This is a genomic window from Rhizobium sp. AN68 (assembly GCF_030758035.1).
Taxonomy (GTDB): Bacteria; Pseudomonadota; Alphaproteobacteria; order Rhizobiales; family Rhizobiaceae; genus Agrobacterium; species Agrobacterium tumefaciens.
In genome coordinates this window covers 799,384-818,104 of record NZ_JARWMI010000003.1, presented here as the reverse complement: position 1 = coordinate 818,104, position 18,721 = coordinate 799,384, and the positions used below count along the sequence as shown (strand labels likewise).

20 protein-coding genes and 1 pseudogene are annotated in these 18,721 nt (G+C 59.6%); 8 read left to right on the top strand and 13 right to left on the bottom strand.

All coding sequences use genetic code 11. The features are described 5' to 3' along the window. Positions 1-8 precede the first annotated feature (8 nt). Together RBH71_RS17035 and RBH71_RS17030 are read left to right on the top strand one after the other, a co-directional pair. A complete protein-coding gene (locus tag RBH71_RS17035; protein WP_003512063.1) occupies positions 9-2,204 on the top strand; it encodes a transglycosylase domain-containing protein in 2,196 nt (731 codons plus the stop codon). 178 nt (positions 2,205-2,382) lie between these two features. Further along, complete coding sequence (locus RBH71_RS17030; RefSeq protein WP_003512061.1) at positions 2,383-2,841, top strand: VOC family protein; 459 nt, start codon at positions 2,383-2,385, stop codon at positions 2,839-2,841. Positions 2,842-2,847: 6 nt separating this feature from the next. Here RBH71_RS17030 and RBH71_RS17025 read toward each other — a convergent pair whose 3' ends face one another. Beyond that, positions 2,848-3,747 carry a LysR family transcriptional regulator ArgP gene (locus RBH71_RS17025; protein WP_003512060.1) on the bottom strand — a complete coding sequence of 300 codons (900 nt, stop codon included), beginning with the start codon at positions 3,745-3,747 and terminating at the stop codon, positions 2,848-2,850. A 297-nt stretch (positions 3,748-4,044) separates the two neighbouring features. Between RBH71_RS17025 and RBH71_RS17020 the strand changes: the two genes are divergently transcribed. Further along, positions 4,045-4,653 carry a LysE/ArgO family amino acid transporter gene (locus RBH71_RS17020; protein WP_003512058.1) on the top strand — a complete coding sequence of 203 codons (609 nt, stop codon included), beginning with the start codon at positions 4,045-4,047 and terminating at the stop codon, positions 4,651-4,653. Here RBH71_RS17020 and RBH71_RS17015 read toward each other — a convergent pair. Beyond that, complete coding sequence (locus tag RBH71_RS17015; protein WP_003512056.1) at positions 4,650-6,038, bottom strand: M20 family metallopeptidase; 1,389 nt, start codon at positions 6,036-6,038, stop codon at positions 4,650-4,652. The genes RBH71_RS17020 and RBH71_RS17015 overlap by 4 nt on opposite strands. A gap of 108 nt (positions 6,039-6,146) precedes the next feature. Here RBH71_RS17015 and RBH71_RS17010 point away from each other — a divergent pair, with 108 nt between their 5' ends. Together RBH71_RS17010 and RBH71_RS17005 are read left to right on the top strand one after the other, a co-directional pair. Continuing rightward, on the top strand, positions 6,147-6,734 hold the full coding sequence (locus tag RBH71_RS17010) for a DUF1214 domain-containing protein (RefSeq protein WP_003512054.1): 588 nt from the start codon (positions 6,147-6,149) through the stop codon (positions 6,732-6,734). Then, the gene (locus tag RBH71_RS17005) at positions 6,727-7,275 is read left to right on the top strand and encodes a membrane protein (RefSeq protein WP_003512053.1); all 549 of its coding nucleotides are present in this window, start codon (positions 6,727-6,729) and stop codon (positions 7,273-7,275) included. Before RBH71_RS17010 ends, RBH71_RS17005 begins: the two co-directional genes overlap by 8 nt. Before the next feature lie 20 nt (positions 7,276-7,295). Here RBH71_RS17005 and RBH71_RS17000 read toward each other — a convergent pair whose 3' ends face one another. After that, entirely contained in the window at positions 7,296-7,484 is a 189-nt protein-coding gene (locus RBH71_RS17000; protein ID WP_003512051.1) for a hypothetical protein, read from the bottom strand. A 555-nt stretch (positions 7,485-8,039) separates the two neighbouring features. Between RBH71_RS17000 and RBH71_RS16995 the strand changes: the two genes are divergently transcribed. After that, positions 8,040-8,948, top strand: a complete 909-nt coding sequence (locus RBH71_RS16995) for a DUF2336 domain-containing protein (protein ID WP_323687424.1) — start codon at positions 8,040-8,042, stop codon at positions 8,946-8,948. 55 nt (positions 8,949-9,003) lie between these two features. Here the strand turns inward: RBH71_RS16995 and RBH71_RS16990 are convergent, their stop codons facing one another. The 3 genes from RBH71_RS16990 to RBH71_RS16980 all read right to left on the bottom strand — a co-directional run bounded on the left by RBH71_RS16990 (position 9,004) and on the right by RBH71_RS16980 (position 11,895). Then, positions 9,004-9,357 carry a DUF1491 family protein gene (locus RBH71_RS16990; protein WP_003512046.1) on the bottom strand — a complete coding sequence of 118 codons (354 nt, stop codon included), beginning with the start codon at positions 9,355-9,357 and terminating at the stop codon, positions 9,004-9,006. A gap of 113 nt (positions 9,358-9,470) precedes the next feature. After that, the gene (locus RBH71_RS16985; protein WP_003512045.1) at positions 9,471-10,394 is read right to left on the bottom strand and encodes a peptidoglycan-binding protein; all 924 of its coding nucleotides are present in this window, start codon (positions 10,392-10,394) and stop codon (positions 9,471-9,473) included. Then, on the bottom strand, positions 10,366-11,895 hold the full coding sequence (locus tag RBH71_RS16980) for a sensor histidine kinase (protein WP_003512044.1): 1,530 nt from the start codon (positions 11,893-11,895) through the stop codon (positions 10,366-10,368). Before RBH71_RS16980 ends, RBH71_RS16985 begins: the two co-directional genes overlap by 29 nt. Before the next feature lie 485 nt (positions 11,896-12,380). On the opposite strand from RBH71_RS16980, the gene RBH71_RS16975 reads away from it, so the two are divergent. After that, the gene (locus RBH71_RS16975; RefSeq protein WP_025592804.1) at positions 12,381-12,806 is read left to right on the top strand and encodes a DUF5330 domain-containing protein; all 426 of its coding nucleotides are present in this window, start codon (positions 12,381-12,383) and stop codon (positions 12,804-12,806) included. 196 nt (positions 12,807-13,002) lie between these two features. Continuing rightward, positions 13,003-13,419: a SufE family protein gene (locus RBH71_RS16970; RefSeq protein WP_025592801.1), complete on the top strand. Its 417-nt coding sequence runs from the start codon at positions 13,003-13,005 to the stop codon at positions 13,417-13,419. A 4-nt stretch (positions 13,420-13,423) separates the two neighbouring features. On the opposite strand, the gene RBH71_RS16965 is transcribed toward RBH71_RS16970, so the two are convergent. The 7 genes and pseudogenes from RBH71_RS16965 to RBH71_RS16935 all read right to left on the bottom strand — a co-directional run bounded on the left by RBH71_RS16965 (position 13,424) and on the right by RBH71_RS16935 (position 18,712). Next, positions 13,424-14,281, bottom strand: coding sequence for a DUF6456 domain-containing protein (locus tag RBH71_RS16965; RefSeq protein ID WP_003512041.1), 858 nt, complete (start codon positions 14,279-14,281; stop codon positions 13,424-13,426). Then, positions 14,274-14,696, bottom strand: coding sequence for a helix-turn-helix domain-containing protein (locus tag RBH71_RS16960; RefSeq protein ID WP_003512040.1), 423 nt, complete (start codon positions 14,694-14,696; stop codon positions 14,274-14,276). Before RBH71_RS16960 ends, RBH71_RS16965 begins: the two co-directional genes overlap by 8 nt. 391 nt (positions 14,697-15,087) lie before the next feature. Further along, on the bottom strand, positions 15,088-15,516 hold the full coding sequence (gene ros / locus RBH71_RS16955; RefSeq protein ID WP_003512037.1) for a MucR family transcriptional regulator Ros: 429 nt from the start codon (positions 15,514-15,516) through the stop codon (positions 15,088-15,090). A gap of 431 nt (positions 15,517-15,947) precedes the next feature. Next, complete coding sequence (mnhG, locus tag RBH71_RS16950) at positions 15,948-16,280, bottom strand: monovalent cation/H(+) antiporter subunit G (RefSeq protein ID WP_003512029.1); 333 nt, start codon at positions 16,278-16,280, stop codon at positions 15,948-15,950. Continuing rightward, positions 16,277-16,663, bottom strand: coding sequence for a cation:proton antiporter (locus RBH71_RS16945; RefSeq protein WP_003512027.1), 387 nt, complete (start codon positions 16,661-16,663; stop codon positions 16,277-16,279). The genes mnhG and RBH71_RS16945 overlap by 4 nt, the downstream gene beginning before the upstream one ends. After that, positions 16,660-17,138 (bottom strand): annotated as a pseudogene (locus RBH71_RS16940) (Na+/H+ antiporter subunit E). Before RBH71_RS16940 ends, RBH71_RS16945 begins: the two are co-directional and overlap by 4 nt. After that, positions 17,135-18,712 carry a Na+/H+ antiporter subunit D gene (locus tag RBH71_RS16935; protein ID WP_003512023.1) on the bottom strand — a complete coding sequence of 526 codons (1,578 nt, stop codon included), beginning with the start codon at positions 18,710-18,712 and terminating at the stop codon, positions 17,135-17,137. Before RBH71_RS16935 ends, RBH71_RS16940 begins: the two are co-directional and overlap by 4 nt. Between the last annotated feature and the right edge of the window lie 9 nt (positions 18,713-18,721).

Sequence of the window (18,721 nt, the reverse complement as noted above, 5' to 3'; positions counted from 1 at the left end):
ATCGCCAGGTGCAGGAAGAAAAAGACGATAAAAACGGTCGCAAAAAGCGGCACATCCTGCTGAGAATCGATAGCTTTATCGACTCCGGCCTGTGGACGGCTGCGGCAAGGCTGGTGGATTTCTGGGAAGACGTCACCATTGCCTCGCGCAAACTGCATGTGCGCGGCTGGAAGAAGCTTCTCGTCAACCTGACATGCGACGCGCTGACCTTCGGAACGGCCGGCTGTGTCGTTCTTCTGGCGCTTGCCATGCCCGCCTTTGAGGAGACCAAGAAGGACTGGCGTTATCGCGGTGATTTTGCCGTGACCTTCCTTGACCGTTACGGCAACACCATCGGCCATCGCGGCATCATCCATGAGGATTCCGTCCCGATCGACCAGATGCCGGATCATTTCATCAAGGCGGTTCTGGCCACCGAAGACAGACGCTTCTTCGACCATTTCGGCATCGATTTCATTGGCCTTGCACGCGCCATGAGCGAAAATGCCCGCGCCGGCGGCGTCGTGCAGGGCGGCTCGACGCTGACGCAGCAGCTTGCCAAGAACCTGTTCCTTACCAATGAGCGCTCGCTTGAGCGCAAGATCAAGGAAGCCTTCCTCGCGCTGTGGCTCGAGGCCAACATGTCGAAGAAGGAAATCCTCAGCCTTTATCTCGACCGCGCCTATATGGGCGGCGGCACGTTCGGGGCGGCAGCGGCGGCGCAATTTTACTTTGGCAAGAACCTGACCGATGTCACGCTTGCCGAATCCGCCATCCTCGCCGGCCTGTTCAAGGCGCCGGCCAAATACGCACCGCATGTCAACCTGCCCGCCGCACGTGCGCGCGCCAACACCGTGCTTTCCAACCTGGTGCAGAGCGGGCTGATGACCGAGGGTCAGGTGATCGGCGCGCGGCGCAATCCGGCCACCGTCATCGACCGCGCCGATGTGAAGGCCCCGGATTATTTCCTCGACTGGGCGTTTGACGAGGTACAGCGGCTGGCGGCGCAGGGCAGGTTCAAGGACCATACCGTCGTCGTGCGCACCACCATCGATACCGGGCTGCAACAGGCAGCCGAGCAGGCGATGGAGATGGAGCTGCGCGAGTATGGCGAGGGCTACCGCGTCAAGCAGGGCGCGATGGTGATGATCGAAAACGGCGGCGCGTTGCGCGCCATGGTCGGCGGGCGTGACTACGGCGAAAGCCAGTTCAACCGCGCGACCGCGGCGCTGCGCCAGCCGGGATCCTCCTTCAAGGTCTATACCTACTCGGCCGCCATGGAAAAGGGCATGAAGCCGGAGACGCTGATTTCCGACGCGCCCGTGACCTGGCGCGGCTGGTCTCCGCAGAATTATGGCCGCTCCTACGCCGGCAAGGTGACGTTGCAGGTGGCGCTTGCCAAATCCTACAACACCGTGCCGGTGCGTCTCGCCAAAGACGTGCTCGGCACGCAGGTGATCGTCGACACCGCCAAGGCGATGGGCGTCGCCACGCCGCTGCGCAGCGACAAGACCATTCCGCTCGGCACATCGGAACTGACGGTTCTCGATCAGGCGACGGCGTATGCCGTGTTCCCGGCCGATGGCATGCAATCGCGCCGCCACGGCATCGAGCAGGTGCTGGATTACGAGGGCAAGGTTCTCTACGATTTCGGCCGTGACGAGGAACCCGCCAAGCGGGTGCTTTCCGAAGAGGCCAATTCGAAGATGAACCAGATGCTTGTCACCATTCCCGTGATGGGAACGGCCCGGCGCGGCGCGCTTGAAAACGGCATCGTTTCCGGTGGCAAGACCGGCACGTCGCAGGCTTACCGCGACGCGTGGTATGTGGGCTTCACCGGCAATTACACCACGGCGGTCTGGTTCGGAAACGACGATTTCACGCCGATGAACAACATGACCGGCGGCGCGCTTCCCGCCATGACCTTCAAGCGGCTTATGGACTACGCCCATCAAGGCATGGAGCTGCGCCCCATTCCCGGCATCCAGAACCCGCTGCCGACAGGCGCGCGCCCGCAGCCTTCGGCCCAGGTCGCTGCCGCATCCGCCACCGCTGCACCCGCCATGCCGGCACTCACCCGCCCACGCTCGCTCTCGGCCGAAGCAACCCGCGTCATCCGTTCCATCGCCAAGAAGATGAAGGAAGCCGCGCCTTTGACCGTCATGACGCAAAAGGTTGCGGATGCGTCGTTGCGGGATGGCCCGGGGGATGCGGCCCGGCGGTGACGGCTTGGCAACCTTGGCTCATAATGAAGGCGTTTTTCCCTCCAGATTGCTGCCTGCACTCGGCTTTAGAAAAATCCACATTTGGTGCTTGACCTCAATCATGGTTGAGGTTGCACAGTCCGGTTGCAAAAAAGCGAATGCCCGAAAGGCGCAGCGCTAAGGCAATTGAGGACAGGAAATGGTGAAAGTAAAAGCATTGTTCGAGACGCATTTGACGGTTTCGAACCTGGAACGCTCGGTTGAGTTTTATCGTAATGTTGTCGGTCTGGAGCTGGCACAACGATTCCCTGAACGGAATGTGGCGTTCTTCTGGACCGGCGAACGTGGGCATTCGATGCTTGGCCTATGGTCCATCCAGTCCGCACCCATCAATATGAGACTGCACATCGCCTTCAGCGTCGATTTTGATCAGCTTCTCGCCGCACCGGACTATCTACGCCGGAACGGCGTAACGCCGCTCGGTTTTGACGGCGAAAACGAGATCGACGAGCCCGTCGTCTTTCCATGGATGCCGGCAGCCAGCGTCTATTTCAAGGATCCCGACGGCCACTCGCTGGAATATATCGCGTTTCTTGGCGGCGAAGCAAAACCGCAGATTCCGCGCGTGTTGAACTGGAGCGAATGGCAGACTATTTGATCTGCCTCAGGAAAGAAGCGCCGCCCGTGCTGTTTCCACCACATGGGCGGTGAGCGCGCCGAGTCGTTCAGCGGCGAGCCGATTGACCTGCCAGTAAAGCGGGATATCGAGCGGCGTGCCGGGAACGACTTCCACAAGCCGCCCCGCCTCAAGGTGCTCTCCCACCAGCTGCACCGGGTTGAGGCCCCAGCCCATGCCGGCAAGACTTGCCTTCACGAAACCGTCGGTCGAGGGCAGCCAGTGGGTGGGATAGGATATATCCTCACCCAGCGCTTTTTTGATCCAGCTGGCCTGCAGCCTGTCCTTCTGGTTAAAGGTGAGCCCCGGCGCGCGGGCAAGCGTGGCGGGCGTGACGCCATCGGAGAAATAGCGCGCCATGAAAGCCGGGCTGGCGGTTGCGTGATATCTGAGCACACCGAGAGCCAAGACCCGGCAGCCCTGCACAGGCTTGGCATGGGCGGTGACGGCGGCGAGCACCCTGCCGCCGCGCAGCCATTCCACCGTATGGTCCTGATCGTCCACCGCAATGTTGACGAGATAGTCGCTGCCACCGGTGAATTTCGAAACCGCGTCGAGAAACCATGTGCCGAGACTATCGGCATTGGTGGCAATGTTGAGTGTGACACGCTCTGCCGCCGCGCCCGCTTCCGAAAGAACCGGAAGCTGCCGGAACAGTTCGGTTTCCAGCATGCCGACATGGTCCATGTGCCGGCAGAGCCACTCGCCCTTTTCCGTCGCCACGCAAGGATTACCGCGCACTATCAGCACCACGCCGAGGCGCTCCTCCAGCTGCTTGATACGCTGGGAAACGGCCGAGGGCGTGACACACAGCACCTGTGCCGCCTTCTCAAAGCTGCCAGTCTGGGCCACGAGCGCCACGGCGCGCATGGAAGGATAGTCCAGCATCACAGGCCTCCTTGTAAAGATTGATATGGGCGTGGTTGGCGGGAAGCGTCCGGGCAGTAGCAGTAGCACTCTCCTCTTCCCTCATTCCTGTCCTTGTCACAGGAATGAGGGAAGAGGCGAGGTGCCCGCACATGAAATCGCCCTGTCGCATAGTTTTTGCCCGTCATTAGTTTTACTTACTTGAACTGAGTTTGTTTAATTTGATTAAACCATGTGAGGGAAATATCAAAGCACTCGGTCTGGAAGCGGTGGCATCATCCATCCGCACAGGCAGAGACAAAAGGCAGCAGCCAGCACATGGACATTCAGATCTTCTTCACCGGCCTGACGATGGGTCTCAGCCTCATCGTTGCCATTGGCGCGCAGAATGCTTTCGTTCTGAAGCAGGGGCTGGCGCGCTCCCATGTCTTTGCCGTCTGTGCCACCTGCGCAATTTCTGATGCGCTGCTGATCACCGTCGGCGTCTTCGGTTTTCAGCGGATAAGCGCCGTCATGCCGGCGCTCGATCCCATCATGCGGTATGCCGGTGCGGCGTTTCTCATCTGGTATGGCGCGAAAAGCCTACATTCGGCCCTCCGTTCGTCGGAGGTGCTTTCGGTGGCGGAAAGGCGGGAGGCGAGCCTGTGGCAGACGCTTGCCATTTGCCTGGCGCTGACCTTTCTCAACCCGCATGTCTATCTCGATACCGTCGTGTTGCTCGGCACCATCTCCACGCAATTTCCCGGCTTTGAAAAAACCTTCGCGGCGGGAGCCGCCACCGGCTCCCTGCTGTTCTTCTTTTCGCTGGGTTACGGCGCGCGCTGGCTGCGTCCGATCTTCGAAAAGCCGTCCGCCTGGCGCATCCTCGAAGGGGTTATCGCCTTCACCATGTGGGCCATCGCCTTCAAGCTGGTCATGGGCGCTTAAAGCGAAGGGGTATCTCCCTCTCCGAGGTCCCAGTAAAGCCCGGCCATGATGGCAAGCGCCTCGCGGGCAATCTCTTTCGGCAGATGTTCGTTCGGCGCATGCTGAGAGCAGCCGGGATAAGAATGCGGCACCCAGATGGTGCGCAGTTTCAGTATATCGGCAAAGATATCGTTGGGCAGCGAGCCACCCAGATTGGGAAGAAGTGCCGGTTTCTTGCCCGTCGTGCGGGCCATGGAACTCAGAGTGAAGCCGACCCATGGGTCCTGCGGATCAAGCCGCGTGGCGCGGAAAATCTCGTCGCCGGCGGGTACGATCCGAACCATGCTGAACCCCTGCCGGTCGAGATGGCGGCGGATGGCGGGCAGCACCGCTTCCGGATCGATGCCGACAACGAAGCGCAATTGCAGCCGCGCCCATGCCCGAGGCGGAATGGCATTGACCGGCGCGCGCGGATTGCCGGTCTCGAAGGCCTGCACCTCCAGCGCGCACCAGCCGAACACACGCTCGGCGGTGGAAAGGCCGGGCTCGCCCCAGTCAGGATCGATTTTCGGACCATCCGGGCCGCCATCGATCTCGCAATCGGCAAGCGCGTCACGCACGGCCTGCGGCAGCTCTTCGGGCACCAGTTCGGGCACGCGAATCTGCCCGGATGGGCCAACGAGGCTTGCCATGGCATGCGCCAGCTGGACGCCGGGATTGGACAGCGCCCCGCCCCAATTGCCGGAATGATGGCCGCCTTCCCGCGCCTCGATCACCAGATCGAAGGTAATGCCGCCGCGCGCACCGAGAAAAACGGTCGGCCGCTCCGCATTCAGGCGCGGGCCGTCGGAGGCGATCAGAAGATCGGCTTTCAGCCGCTCGCTATAGTCCCGGCAAACTTCCCTCAAGCCGGGAGAACCCCTCTCCTCGCCCATCTCGATCAGATATTTGGCGTTGAACCCAAGTCTTCCACGCGTCTCCAGCACCGCTTTCAGCGCCGCCATGTTGACCGAATGCTGCCCCTTGTTGTCGGCGGTGCCGCGCCCGTACCACCTTCCATTGCGCTCGGACATCACGAAAGGCGAAAGGCCTTCTGCCCAGCCGTCGTCAAGACCACGCACCACATCGCCGTGGCCATAACCCAGCACGGTCGGCAGATCTTCATCCTCGAAACGTTCGGCGATCAGAAACGGCAAATCCGCCGCCGGGTCGCGCAGGATCGTGCAGGAAAACCCCATGGCGGTGAAAGCGGGCTGCATTTCGCGCTCCAGATAGAGCGCCAGCTCGGCACCGCGCGCCTTATCCTGGCTTTCGGTGCGCAGCGAAACGCGCCGCGCCAAGTCCTGCTCGAACCTGCCATCGTCGAAAAAGCGGGTGGCGTGGTCGATGGCGGCTTGTCGCGACATGGTGGAATCCCTCTTCTGGTCATTTCCATCAAGACTAAACAAGGCGTACCATTTTCCAAACAGGGAATCAGTGATAGTCCTCGACCTGTTCAAAAACGGGAAAACAGCGTGTTTCGAGTTCCATTCCTTGTCGGCATCGCCCTATTGATCGCCTTTGGCGGCGGCATTGCCGCGACGCTGGCAGCACTTGAGGCGACATCCGGCTTCGGCTCGATCCGCATCGGCTCATGGGATGCCTTTCCGGAAGCGCAGACGATCGAGGCCGATCCCTACGCCAAGTCGCACCGCGCCGATGCCGGCAAGCTGCTTTATGGAACGGCGGAAGGGCTGGCCTTCACCGCCTCCGTCGACAGCGACGGCCAGCGTCTGACCGGCGAATGCCGTTACCAGCTGGCGGGCGCCGTGCCGCCCTCACGGTTCTGGACGCTCTATACCGCAGACCAGCAGGGCAATGTTCTGGCGGAAGATGCCGGACGACCCTTTGCGCTCAATTCGCGCACGCTGTTGCGCAGCGCCGATGGCGGCATCGACATCACCATTGCACCCGATGCCCAGACCTATAACTGGCTGGCTGTGCCGCAGGGGCAGACATTCAAGCTGGTCATGACGCTGCTCGACACGCCGGTTGCCGGCAGTTCCGGCCTTATCGACATCGCCATGCCGCAAATCCGCAAGCTGGGGTGTGGCAATGCTTAGGACCCTGCTCGCCATCCTCACCGGCCTTGTCGCCGCCGCCGTGCTGCATGTCGTCATTCTTCTGGCGATACCGCATTTCAGCAATCGCGACGCCTATACCCGCGCCTTGGCGGAAGGTAAGCCGCATCAGTTTCATCTTCTCGAAGAAACGACGGAGAAAAAGACACTGGGAAGCGGCGATCCCTTCATGCGGGTTGCCGTCTGCACCTTCAATATCGAGGAAAAGCCCATCAGGCTGACGGCCATCGGCGCGGTGCCCTTCTGGTCGGTCGCGGTTTACGACAAGGCGTCGAACGAGGTGTTCAGCATGAACGACCGCACGTCCGCAGGCGGGGTGATGGATATTCTGGTGGCGGATTCGGTGCAGATCGCGGCCATTCGCAAGGCGCAGCCGCCATCGCTCTCACAGGCCATTCTGGCGGAATCGGATCAGACGGAAGGGTATGTGGTGTTGCGGACCATGGTGCCGCAGCCGAGCTTCGGGGAAGAAGCGGAACGGTTCCTGAACGAAGCGAAATGCCAGCCGACACCCTGGAAATAGCGCCGGTCAACCAAGCGTAATCAGGATTTGAAGACGGTTTCCGGTGCAGGCTTGCGCTTGCGCGCGTCCTTGCCAGCCGGTTCCGTATCGCGTTTTTCATAACGCACGCCGGTAAACAGCACGACCTTTGCCGGGCCCATAACCTTGCCGGGCATTCCGGCCGGGCGCAAGCTTCGTCGGGCTTCGGCGATTGGAATAATAACTGCCATGCTCGTCTCCTCTTCGGGAGTCAATGTTGCCCATGGGAACCGCGCAAGCCTCGTCTTGCGTCGGGAATTTCATCACCATCACATTGCGCATAATCCAGCCCACAGACTGGTTTTCGCACGACCCAAAAATCGATGGCGATTTTGCAAGGTGTCGTGCGCATATCAAGGCTTCGGCATGCCATTTTCGAAATTATTCTATCAATCAGAATAACATGGAATCCTAATACTGCCCATGAAATTAGAAACAGACAGAGGTTAATGATCCGTTAACCCTAATCGCCGGGCGCCAACTTATCCTTCATAAAGCTGCACCCGTTGAAAACAAAGGCGAGCCGGCAAGGTTCCATGACGTTTTGTCCGTCACGAAGGTTTTAAAATTTCCTTGTTGATAAACGCACAATAACGCTTGCCACCCCCCATAGTTAACAGGGTGTCAACGGATTTGCTCTAATTTGAACCGATATTGTGTTTGCGTTTTTGTTGGGTAGTGCGTTGACCGACCGGTTTCGAGAACTTGAGAGGCCAAGAGCCGTGAGGAAGAAAGATGTGGTGCTAATGGCCACTGTCACGAATTTTGAGACTGTTCCCCATCCGTCAAAAACGGACCTTCGGCAGTTTGCCGAGCTTTTCATGCCGCTTTTCAACGCTTCCACCGAAGAGGCCAAGCGGGAAGCCATTGCAGCGCTTTCCCAGCATCCAAACGTGCCTTCGGCGGTTGCCTTCTTCATCGCCTGCCAGCCGATTTCCATTGCCGCCCCCTTCCTGATTTCGTCGAAGTGCCTTGATGACGACACGCTGATCACCATTGCCCGCACGCAAGGGGTCGCCCATGCGCGCGCCATCGTGCGGCGCGAGGACCTGTCGCCGACCGTCATCGACGCGCTTGTCGGCCTGCGGCACATGGAAGACCTGAAGCGACCCGATGACGCGACGCCTCCCGCCATGCCGGAGCCCGCCATTGCGCAGCCGGCAGACGCCCAGATCAAATCCACCGCCGTGGAAGAGGAAATGCGCCAGCGCATCAAACGGATGGCGCATCAGCTCAGCCGCCCGGAAAGCGACGTTCTTGGCCTGCGCCGCCTGAGTGACGTGCAGGAAGCGCTGCTCGTGCGGTTCGCGCGCGAGCGTGATGCGCGGCAGTTTGCAGTGACGCTGGCGGATTCGCTGTCGTCCAGCTACTGGCTGTCGGAGCGCATCATGCTCGACATATCAGGCACGCAGCTCGCCACCACCCTGATCGGGCTCGGCATGGAGTTTTCCGAAGCCGCCTTCATATTGCAATGCTTCTATCCGCATCTTGCCGCCGCCGAAGGCGACATGAGCCGCGCCGAGGCCATGCTCGACCGCCTTGAAATCATTGAATGCGAAGAGCGGGTGGAAAGCTGGCGGCGCGCCGACAGCTACACCCACGGCCGCGAACGACCGAACCACAGCGCACCTGTCATTCACAGAACGGGGACGTGAGGGTTAAGGCGGCCCCCCCTCACCCGGAATTACGGGCGCAAAGCTGCTGCACGCTTTAGATCTTCGGTTGGTCCACCAGCGTCAGGAGAGTGCCGATCTCGTCCGTTTCGATCTCGACGACCCACAGATCGCTGTCGAAGCGCCGCTCCCTTTCGAGAAGAGCAGCACTTTCCTCCCCCTCCACACCTGCAAGACGCGTCTCGAAACGGCGTTCGGCCCGGACTTCCTCGTCCTCGGCAAAACTCTGCGGCGCGGGTCCATAGAGGTTTTCGCGGCCATCACGAAGGCGCTGGCGGATGAAGATCGCCCCGGCCTCTTCCGCACCCTTCTTTTCGACAGCGGCAAAACCACCAGCGGAAAACACGCGGCGGATAAGGGCTGATACGAAGATTTCGGATTTGAGGCGCATTGGGGGTGCTTTCGATGGAGGCGGCAGGCCGCTGCCTGTCCGTGTTGTTACGCTCTCTTCTTTCCTCGTTCCTGCGCTTGTCACAAGAATGGAGAGAGTTGAGACCCAGTCCCCTAAAGCGCCCCGATCGATTTCAGCTTCTTCAGCACGGCTTCGCTCGGTTCACCGGTCTCCGGCAGGCGGTAGTGTTTTTCGAAATGGCGGATGGCGTTGCGGGTCTGCTCGCCGGCCACACCGTCCACCTTCACATCGGCATAGGCGATATTGATCAGTCCCTGCTGGATCTTTGCAATCAGATCGCGGCTCACCGGCTTTGAAGCGGCGGCAGCGCTGTTCAAGGAGACCGGTTCGGCCTTTGGACGAGGCGCTTCAGCTTTGCGGATTGCGGCCGCGACCGGGTCGATCTCAACGCCGCCGCCGGTGTTGGCGTCGGAAGGCCGATCCTTCGGGATTGCGGCGACGGTTGCGCCGTCGATCCTGAGCGCCGCCAGCACCCGTGTCGTCGGTTCGCCGGTCTGTTCCATGCCGAGTGTTTCTTCGAAGAACATGATGGCGGCAGCCGTGCGCGGTCCCATCTTGCCGTCCGCCTCGCCTTCGTAAAGCCCGCGTTTTTTAAGTTCGGCCTGAATATCGGCAACGATCTGCTGCGGCTTCTGGTTTTCCGCCGCAACCGATGTCGCAGGCGTCGCCGTTGCGGTCGCCGGTTGCTGTGCGGTTTCGGTTTCGCTGGGGCGTTCTATGCGGAAGGTCGTGACATGACCCTGCGTGCCGAGCGGCTCCGCCGCGCGATAACCGGCAATGCCGTTCGGGTTTGCCGCATCGCGGGTACGCAGGAAAGGAGAAGGATGAACGCCCGGCTGGTACCAGAGCGCGTTGGCGGCGACAAAACCGAAGACGACCACGAAGGCGCCTGAGCCGCCCACCAGTTTCGGACGGCGCAGGAGTTCGCGCCCGATGGCCGAAACCACCAAGGAAACAATCCCGGCGCCAATCTGGGCCGTTGTTTTCTTAGGCGATTTTCGCTTTCGCGGGGCCATCGTCACCATCCTTCTTCATAATCGCGGCCATTTCGCCGAGCCGTTTGATGCGCGGCGGAAACTCCACCATGCATTCGGTTTCAGCGTTTTCGCCACCTGCCATGCCGGAACCGTCGGCAGGCAACATGATCGTTACGACCGTCCCCGCGCCGGGCTGGCTGGTGATGGCGAAAGTGCCGCCATGCAGTGCTACCAGACCCTTGACCAGGGACAATCCCAGACCCGTGCCCTCATAGCGACGGGTATATTCATTCTGGACCTGCATGAAAGGCTGGCCCAGGAGTTCAATCTTGTCGGATGCGATGCCGATGCCGGTATCGCTGACCGTCAGTTTCAGCATCCTGCCTTCACGCGCAGCATCGATCGACACTACACCGCCGGCATCGGTGAACTTGATGGCGTTACCGGCCAGATTGATGAGAACCTGGCGGATGGCGCGCTGGTCGGCGGAGATTTCGCCGATACCGCGCTGGATGCGGCTGGTCAATGTCAGACCTTTTTCCTTCGCCTGCAAGCCGAGCATGGCCTCGCAGGACGAGATGGTTTCGCCGATCGGGAAGCTTTCCATCATCAGCTCGTAACGGCCTGCTTCCAGCTTGCTCATATCCAGCATGGTGTTGACCACCGACAGGAGATGCGCGCCGGACTGGCGGATCAAGCCGACATATTCCCGCTGGCGGTCGTTTTCCAGCCGGCCGAAATATTCGCCCGCCAGAATGTCGGAAAAGCCGAGGACGGCGTTGAGCGGGGTGCGCAGTTCGTGGCTGACGGCAGCGAGGAACCGCGACTTGGCGTCGTTGGCCGATTCCGCCTCCGCTGCCTTGCGGGCGACATCGCGGCGCAGAAGCTCCATCTCGGTAACGTCGGAGAGCTGGGCGACGACGCGGCGCAGCCTGCCGGCCGCATTGCGGATCGCCGTCATTTCCATACGCGCGTGGATGAACTGCGCCTGGCGCGATTTCGCGCCGGTTTCGAACCGCAGTTCCACGCTGGACTTTTCCTCGCCCTGCCGCAGAAGGTCGAAAGCCTGCATCAGCTCGATGCGATCAGAAACATAGACATATTCGGCAAAGACATGGCCCTTGCAGGCCTGAAGATCGGCTGGAAACGTTTCAAGGTCGCGGCCGGAGACGCGCTCGACGAGGCCGTTTTCATTGATGGTGAGTACGAGGCCGGGCACCTGCGATGCCGCAACGAGGTCATCGTCGCCGGCTTGAGCGGACAGGGACGCTGCGCCACGGGCAGGACGCGAAAAGGCGATCAACAGGGCGGCTGCGGCCAGATAGAGCGCCAGCACCAGAGCGGCTCCGATGGGCAGCGCGATGGCGGGGCTGAAGACGAGGCTGAACAGGGCGGGAACGACCAGAAAGCCGACGGCGCTGAAGGCAAACAGGCGGCGCAGGCGCGCAACGGTGCCGGCGCGCCTTTCGGCGTCCTCCTCCATACGCGCAAGCCATCTGCCTGCGGCATGGTCGACCAATGCGACCGCTTTTTTTCTCATATTACGCAATACCAAACCTGAATCCCTGAGACGGATCTAACGGCTCCGACAATAGAAGCCCGCGACTTAAGGAATGGATAAAAAGAACGGCACCAAACAGCCGCGAAATGCGCCGCAGTCCCATTACGGAGCATTTCAACCAAGCTTTGCCAATCATGGTTAATGACGGGTAAGCGACGGATTTCGCTTTATTTTTGCCATCGCGTTAACCTTTGTGGCAGCTCGGGTGAGCACTTTTGCCCGGAACAGACGGCATCTGTCGCAATTATGCTTAACATGGACTGTTAAAATGCGACGGAATTGCTGGAGCCGGTCCCGATGCGAGGAGAATAGATACAATTTGAATTAAATTGCGCGGCTTTTTGCAATTGGCTGTTCGCCGGTCGCCTGTAGCTTCTCTCCAAGCCCGAAAAACGGGACAAAGGCCGATGACCCAAAACGGGCGGGGCTTCAAAACAAAGATCATCTGGCAGGGTAGTCTGACAATGTGGTTTCTGATCAAAGGAACATTCTGGTTTTCGCTGGTGCTGGTCGCGCTGTCCTATTTCGGCAGCAGCAACGATCCCACCAAGGAACCTTCGGCATTCGATATTCCCAGCGCCGTTTCGGCAGCCGGTGAGGCCTATCGTTATGTCAGCGCCATCTGCATCGAAAAACCCGACGTCTGCGTCAAGGGCGCCGAAACCTTCCACGCGCTCGGTGAACGGGCAAAGGAAGGCGCCAAGGTCGCCTATGAATTGCTCGACGCGCAGCTTGCATCCGGTGATAAAACGGCACCCGCAGCCGAACTCGCCAGCGAGAGCGAAAAACTGGCCGCAGCACCGGCGATCAGCGTCGAATTCCCTGGGAATGCCGACATGCTGAAGACCGGCACCATCATTCCCCTGCCGCAGAAGCGCCCCACCCCCTGATATTTTGCGCCGCCGCCTAACGCCGCGCCGCCCCTTCTCTGCAGCCGGATATGTCCGCCTGCGTGACTGCCTGCCAAACTTGCCCACGGAAACCTGTTTTCCGTGGGCTTTTTCATGGTCCGCATGGTTCAAAACCGTCTGCACTTGCCCTATATCGTAGCAAAGCATGGCAATAACGAACGATACGGCGCGCAACATGGCCTCTCTCGATACGATCCTTGACGATTTCGCCTTCCTCGACGACTGGGAGGATCGCTATCGTTACGTCATCGAACTCGGCAAGGCGCTACCCGACCTTGCGGAAGACAAGCGCACGCCTGAGAACAAGGTGCAGGGCTGCGCAAGCCAGGTCTGGCTCGTCAGCCACAGCGATGGTGCCGAAGATCCTCTCATGACCTTCGAGGGCGATTCCGATGCGCATATCGTGCGCGGCCTCGTCGCCATCGTTCTTGCTGTCTATTCCGGTAAAAAAGCTTCCGAAATCGCCGGTCTCGACGCCATTGAGGTGTTCGACAAGATCGGGCTGGTGGAACATTTGTCCTCGCAGCGCGCCAATGGCCTGCGTTCCATGGTCAAACGTATCCGCGAGGAAGCGAGACTTCTGACCGCCTGAGCCTTCATTCTGTTGCCATCGTTGGCGCCATCGGCGGGCGATAATCTTCGTCGCCCCAATGGTGGCTTGTCCTTCTGCTGCGTTGCGCTTGCGGCGCATAATGCCGGGCAAGCGATAGCAGAGCGGCCCGCAGCAGCAGTTTTGCCGAACGCGCCGGCCATTGCCGCTCGCGCTCTACGGCCTCCAGCCCCTTTTCAAAGCAGCAGATATCGATGGCGACACCTGAAAGTTCAGGCCCCATAGCATCGGCTGCACGGAAAAACCGCGTCCGGGCGGAAATCGCCGCATCGGTAAGATCGAGCTTGCCACCCGCCTCCCCCTTCGTGCGGCTTGCAATTTTCGGTTCCCAAGTTGCCGTCACCTTTGGGTTCAATTGCGCGCGGTGAAAATCGGCGGCGAGGCGTTCGCCAGCCTGCAAGGCGTCGCTGGGGAAGAATGCCGTGCCATCCTTTTCCTTCAGCCGTGAAAGGCCTGTCAGTGGCGAGCTATTGAGGTTGCGCCGGGCCGGCTGCCTGTCCTTGCCGACATCCAGAACCACCGTCTGCAAATCCCAGTGCTGTTCCTGAAAAATCTCGTCGCGATCCCTGGCTATAGCGCGCTTCAAATAGGAGGCGAGCGGCGGCGCGGCGGAGAGCGTGTTTTCACGTCTCTCGATCAGCCCCGAAGAGAGGGCGAGCTGCACCGTGGCGGCCGGAAACCGCAACGCCGGACGCCCTGTCCTGCCGTTCCCGGCCTCCGGTCGCTGCAATACCATATCGCCGCGCTCCTCCGATATCTCAGCCGTGCCCGCAGCAATGCAGCGCAGGAGCCGCAACAGGACAGGATCGGGAAGTATCGATGGAGCGCTTTTTGTCTCACTCATCCCGAACACCTTTCATCACGTTGAAAATGCTGCCGGAAAGCCGCTCCAGTGTGGCGACGAACTCGTCAAAGGCGGGTTCGTCGCGACGATCCTCAACCACCTGGCATGCATGGCCGACTGTCGTTCTGTCCCTGCCGAAACAGGGGCCGATATCCGACATGGGAATACCGAGCTGCACATGGCACACATACATGGCGATCTGGCGGATATGGCATTCGGTGCGCCGCCTGTCCCGGCGCGCAGCCACACGATCGCCGGTCAATTGCACCATTTCCCCGGCCAGTTGCCGGACCAGCCGGCAAATCCGGGAAATCTCATCCCGCCCGGCAGCAGGCGGAAAACGGCGGAAATTGCTATCGGCAACCTGCACACAGGGCCGAAAGGGGGCAGGCAAAGACGATATGTCCGAAGGCATATGCAACTCCTTTACGAATAGGAAATAATTCATACACCTGAGGATGGACGCGGGGAAGGGCAAATTTGGCGTCGAAAAACATGCGATTGATTTCGCTTTGTTTTTGAATAAAGGTGACGCCTCGACAAGGATTTTTTTCCTCTGCCGAAATTGCGCGCGGCAATAAAAAAGCCGGTCTAAGGACCAGCTGGACATAACACTATGGTGCAAGATGTGTATGGAGCGGGCATGTGCGCCCTGCCGCCATCTCCTGCTAAGGGAAAAGGTCACGGCGGCGAGTTAAGGGGCAAGGCCAGCAATATGCTGCCAAGGTCCCCTTTATCCGGCGCTTCGGGCCATCTTTCCCCGGACGGGGAGAAAATACAGCCGCGACACAATCCGTCTTAGAAAATCAACGGTTCGCCTTGCGGCGCTGACCGAGACCCATTTCCTTGGCGAGCCGCGAACGGGCTTCGGCATAGGCGGGAGCAACCATCGGATAATCGACCGGCAGATCCCATTTTTCGCGATATTCTTCCGGCGTCATGCTGTGATGCGTCGTCAGGTGGCGTTTGAGCGACTTGAACGAGCCACCACATTCCAAACAGACGATATGATCGTCCTGAACCGACTTGCGAACGGACACAGCAGGCTTCTGCTTTTCAACATTGACCGCCACCGATGCCGGTGCCGATGTTCCGCTGAGTGCCGTATGAACATCCGAAATAAGGCCGGGAAGCTCAGTTACCGGAACGACGTGGTTGCTAACATAGGCAGCCACAATATCCGCCGTCAGTTCGACCAGCAGATCCTGGGCGTTACCGTATGCAGTTTCCGTCATTTAAGTATCTCCTGTTATTTATCTCCAGACACGGATGAACGCCGCATCGAGCGATGTGAAGTTACCCGGTGCCCCTCCTTCGCCCTGTTGAAACCAACGTGAAATCTACCCCTAGATTTCAAGCGAAACCGGAAACGAATTGATCCGAGATTCAACTTGTAGCCCGCGACATGGCCAACAAAGGTCTGATCAACCATAGATTAGACATTAATAAAATGCCTATGCCGACCATGAAGAGGCTAGATGCAAATCGCAATAAGCAATTTTACACTTAATTTGGATAGCATCAAAACAGCAAAAGTCAAATTCCTATTATGATTTTTTCAGTTCAAAACAGTCTAATTGGAATACAAAAAATCACGGGTAATAAAATACTATGCCAAGTAGTAATGCAAAACGAAGACCCCCCATTATTAGGGGGTAATTCAACTTCAAATTTTCTTTAGGTCATCAACTACCGATTTATCAGCAAGTGGATAACCTGCCTTGTGTGCAGCCATTGCAAGAAGATGTGCGGAGACCGGTGCTGTCAGAACAAAGAAAAAGAAACCGGCAAGTGCCCGTGCCAGCGTCGATATTTCCGTGGAATGAATGCCAACGGCCAGCAGCAACAGGCCTGAGCCCACCGTTCCCGCCTTGGAAGCCGCATGCATGCGGGTGTAGACATCCGGCAGGCGATTAAGCCCGATTGCCGCAATCAGCGAGAAGGCGGCACCTGAGACCGTCAGTGCCGCAACCAGAATAGCCACGATCCAGCCCATCATCGACCGCCCCTTCTTTTTCCACGCCTGGATACTTGTTTTTCAGGCTTTTCAACAACTTCCGATGCCCGCTCGCCGTCGAGAACAGCCTTTGTCCTGCGCCTGCCATCTGCACCGCGCGACAGGACGAAGCGGGCAAAAGCCACCGTTGCGAGAAAACCCACCAGTCCGAGCGCAATGGCGATATCGACATAAAGATCGACGCCGGTGCGGATGGCGATAACCGCAATGAAGCCGATGGCGATACCGACCAGCATGTCGAGCGCGACGATTCGGTCCGGCAAGGTCGGACCGACGACGACGCGATATACTGTCAGCAAAAAGGCAGCGGACAGTACAACCGTGGCAAGTACAGTTGCAAATGAAACTATGAGTTCCGGCGTCATCCCTGAAACGCCTCCATGATCTTTTTTCGAAGCCGTTTCGGATGTCATTCTTTGCGGCTTCGATATTGCTGCAATCGATCGCGTGGACGTAGAGCGTTGTTTTATCCTCGGAAACATCGACCGAAAGTGTGCCGGGGGTCAGCGTGATGAGATTGGCAAGCAGCGTGATCTCGAAATCCGTTGTCAGCCTGAGCGGATAGGCGAAGATACCGGGCTGCACATCGAGCTTCGGCCGCGTCACCATCACCGCCACCTTCCAGGCCGACAGCGCCAGCTCCTTGAAGAACAGCATAAGCAGCGACAGCACGCGGACCGGACGCAGCCGATGACGGCCGCCCTTGGGGATCTGGTGACGGATAAGGCCCAGAGCCAGCGCCGAGACGATGAGGCCGAAGAGAATGTTCGCCGGCGTGACGCTGCCACTTACGGCGAGCCATACGCCAACGAAGAGCAGTAACAGGATGTAGCGGCTCATGGTCTGCTCCCTTCGGGAAACACCGACTGGATATAGGCTTCGGGGTTGCCAAGCCCCGCAGCCGCCTGCTGGCTGAGATTGAGCAGGCTTTCCGGAAACAGGCCGAAGAACACCACCAGCAATGTCAGCCCGACCAGCGGGACGAAAGAAGGGGCCGCCAGAGGCGACGCAGGCAGCGACGGCGCCTGGCCGGTTGAGGCCACTGCCGGGCGCCAGAAACATAAGAGGAAGACACGCCCGAAGGCGATGGTGGCGATGAAGCCGGACAGGAGAAGGGCGGCGGCAAGCCACCAGGCGCCGATATCGATCGCCGATTTGACGAGAACCACCTTCGGCCAGAAGCCGGAAAACGGCGGCAGGCCGGAACCGGCGAAAAACAAGGCGAGCGCGAGGCCCGAAAACCACGGCGCCTGCCGATAAAGGCCACCGAGCGAAGTCAGGGTAAAACTGCCGCCAAGGCGGGCGGCGTGGCCGGCGGCGAGATAAAGCGCCGTCATCAGCACCATGGAGTGCAGCGCGTAAAAGATCGCGCCGGCAACGCCGGAGGGCGTGCCGATGGCGATGCCCGCCATCATGTAACCGATGCCCGATATGACGATGTAACCGAGCATGCGGCGGATATCGTTCTGTGCCAACGCACCCATGGCGCCGAGCACCATTGTCAGCGCCGCAGAGATGGCGATGACGATACTCAGCTCCTCCCGCTCGACCGGAAACAGCATGACCATGACGCGCAGCAGCGCGTAGATGCCGACTTTGGTAAGCAGGCCGCCGAACAGGGCGGAAACGACGATGCGCGGCGTGTGATAGGAGGCGGGCAGCCAGAAATTCACGGGAAAGGCCGCCGCCTTCATGGCGAAGGCGAGAGCAAACAGGCTGGCAAGCGTCATCAGCGGAGCCGTGCCGCGCAGCTGCGTCGCCTTCAGCGCGATATCGGCCATATTGAGCGTGCCGAAGATGGCATAGAGATAACCGACCGTGATCAGGAACAGCGTCGTGCCGATGAGGTTGAGGATGGCGTATTTCAGCGCGCCATCGATCTGCTCGCGCGTGGAGCCCAGCACGATGAGGCCGAAGGACGAGATCAGCAGCACCTCGAACCAGACATAGAGGTTGAAGAGGTCGCCGGTCAGGAACGCACCGGTGACACCCGCCATCAACAGCATCAGGAACGGATAAAAACCGTATCGCCTGCCGCTGGCATCGATATCGGCGCTGGCATGGATGGCACCGGCCAGCGCTACGATGGCGGCGGCGAGCGACAGCAGCGTGCCGGTCAGATCAGCCGTAAAGGCAATGCCGAAGGGTGGCAGCCAGCGGCCCATGACCATGGTGAACGGCCCTTGGGTCACGACCTTCCACAGAAGCGCAGCATCGAGCAATACCAGCAGAACAAGTGCCGTGATTGCAATGGGCGCATGCAGACGCATGGTGTGGCGCAGCATCATCAGCACCGCACCTGCGCCTATTGAGAGCGCGACGGGAAGGATGATCAGCCAGTCGGATAGCGGCACGGGTGCCGTGACAAGCGCTGCGGAAAGATCTGATATTGCGGAAGTGGTGGATGAAGCCATGTGTCTGTG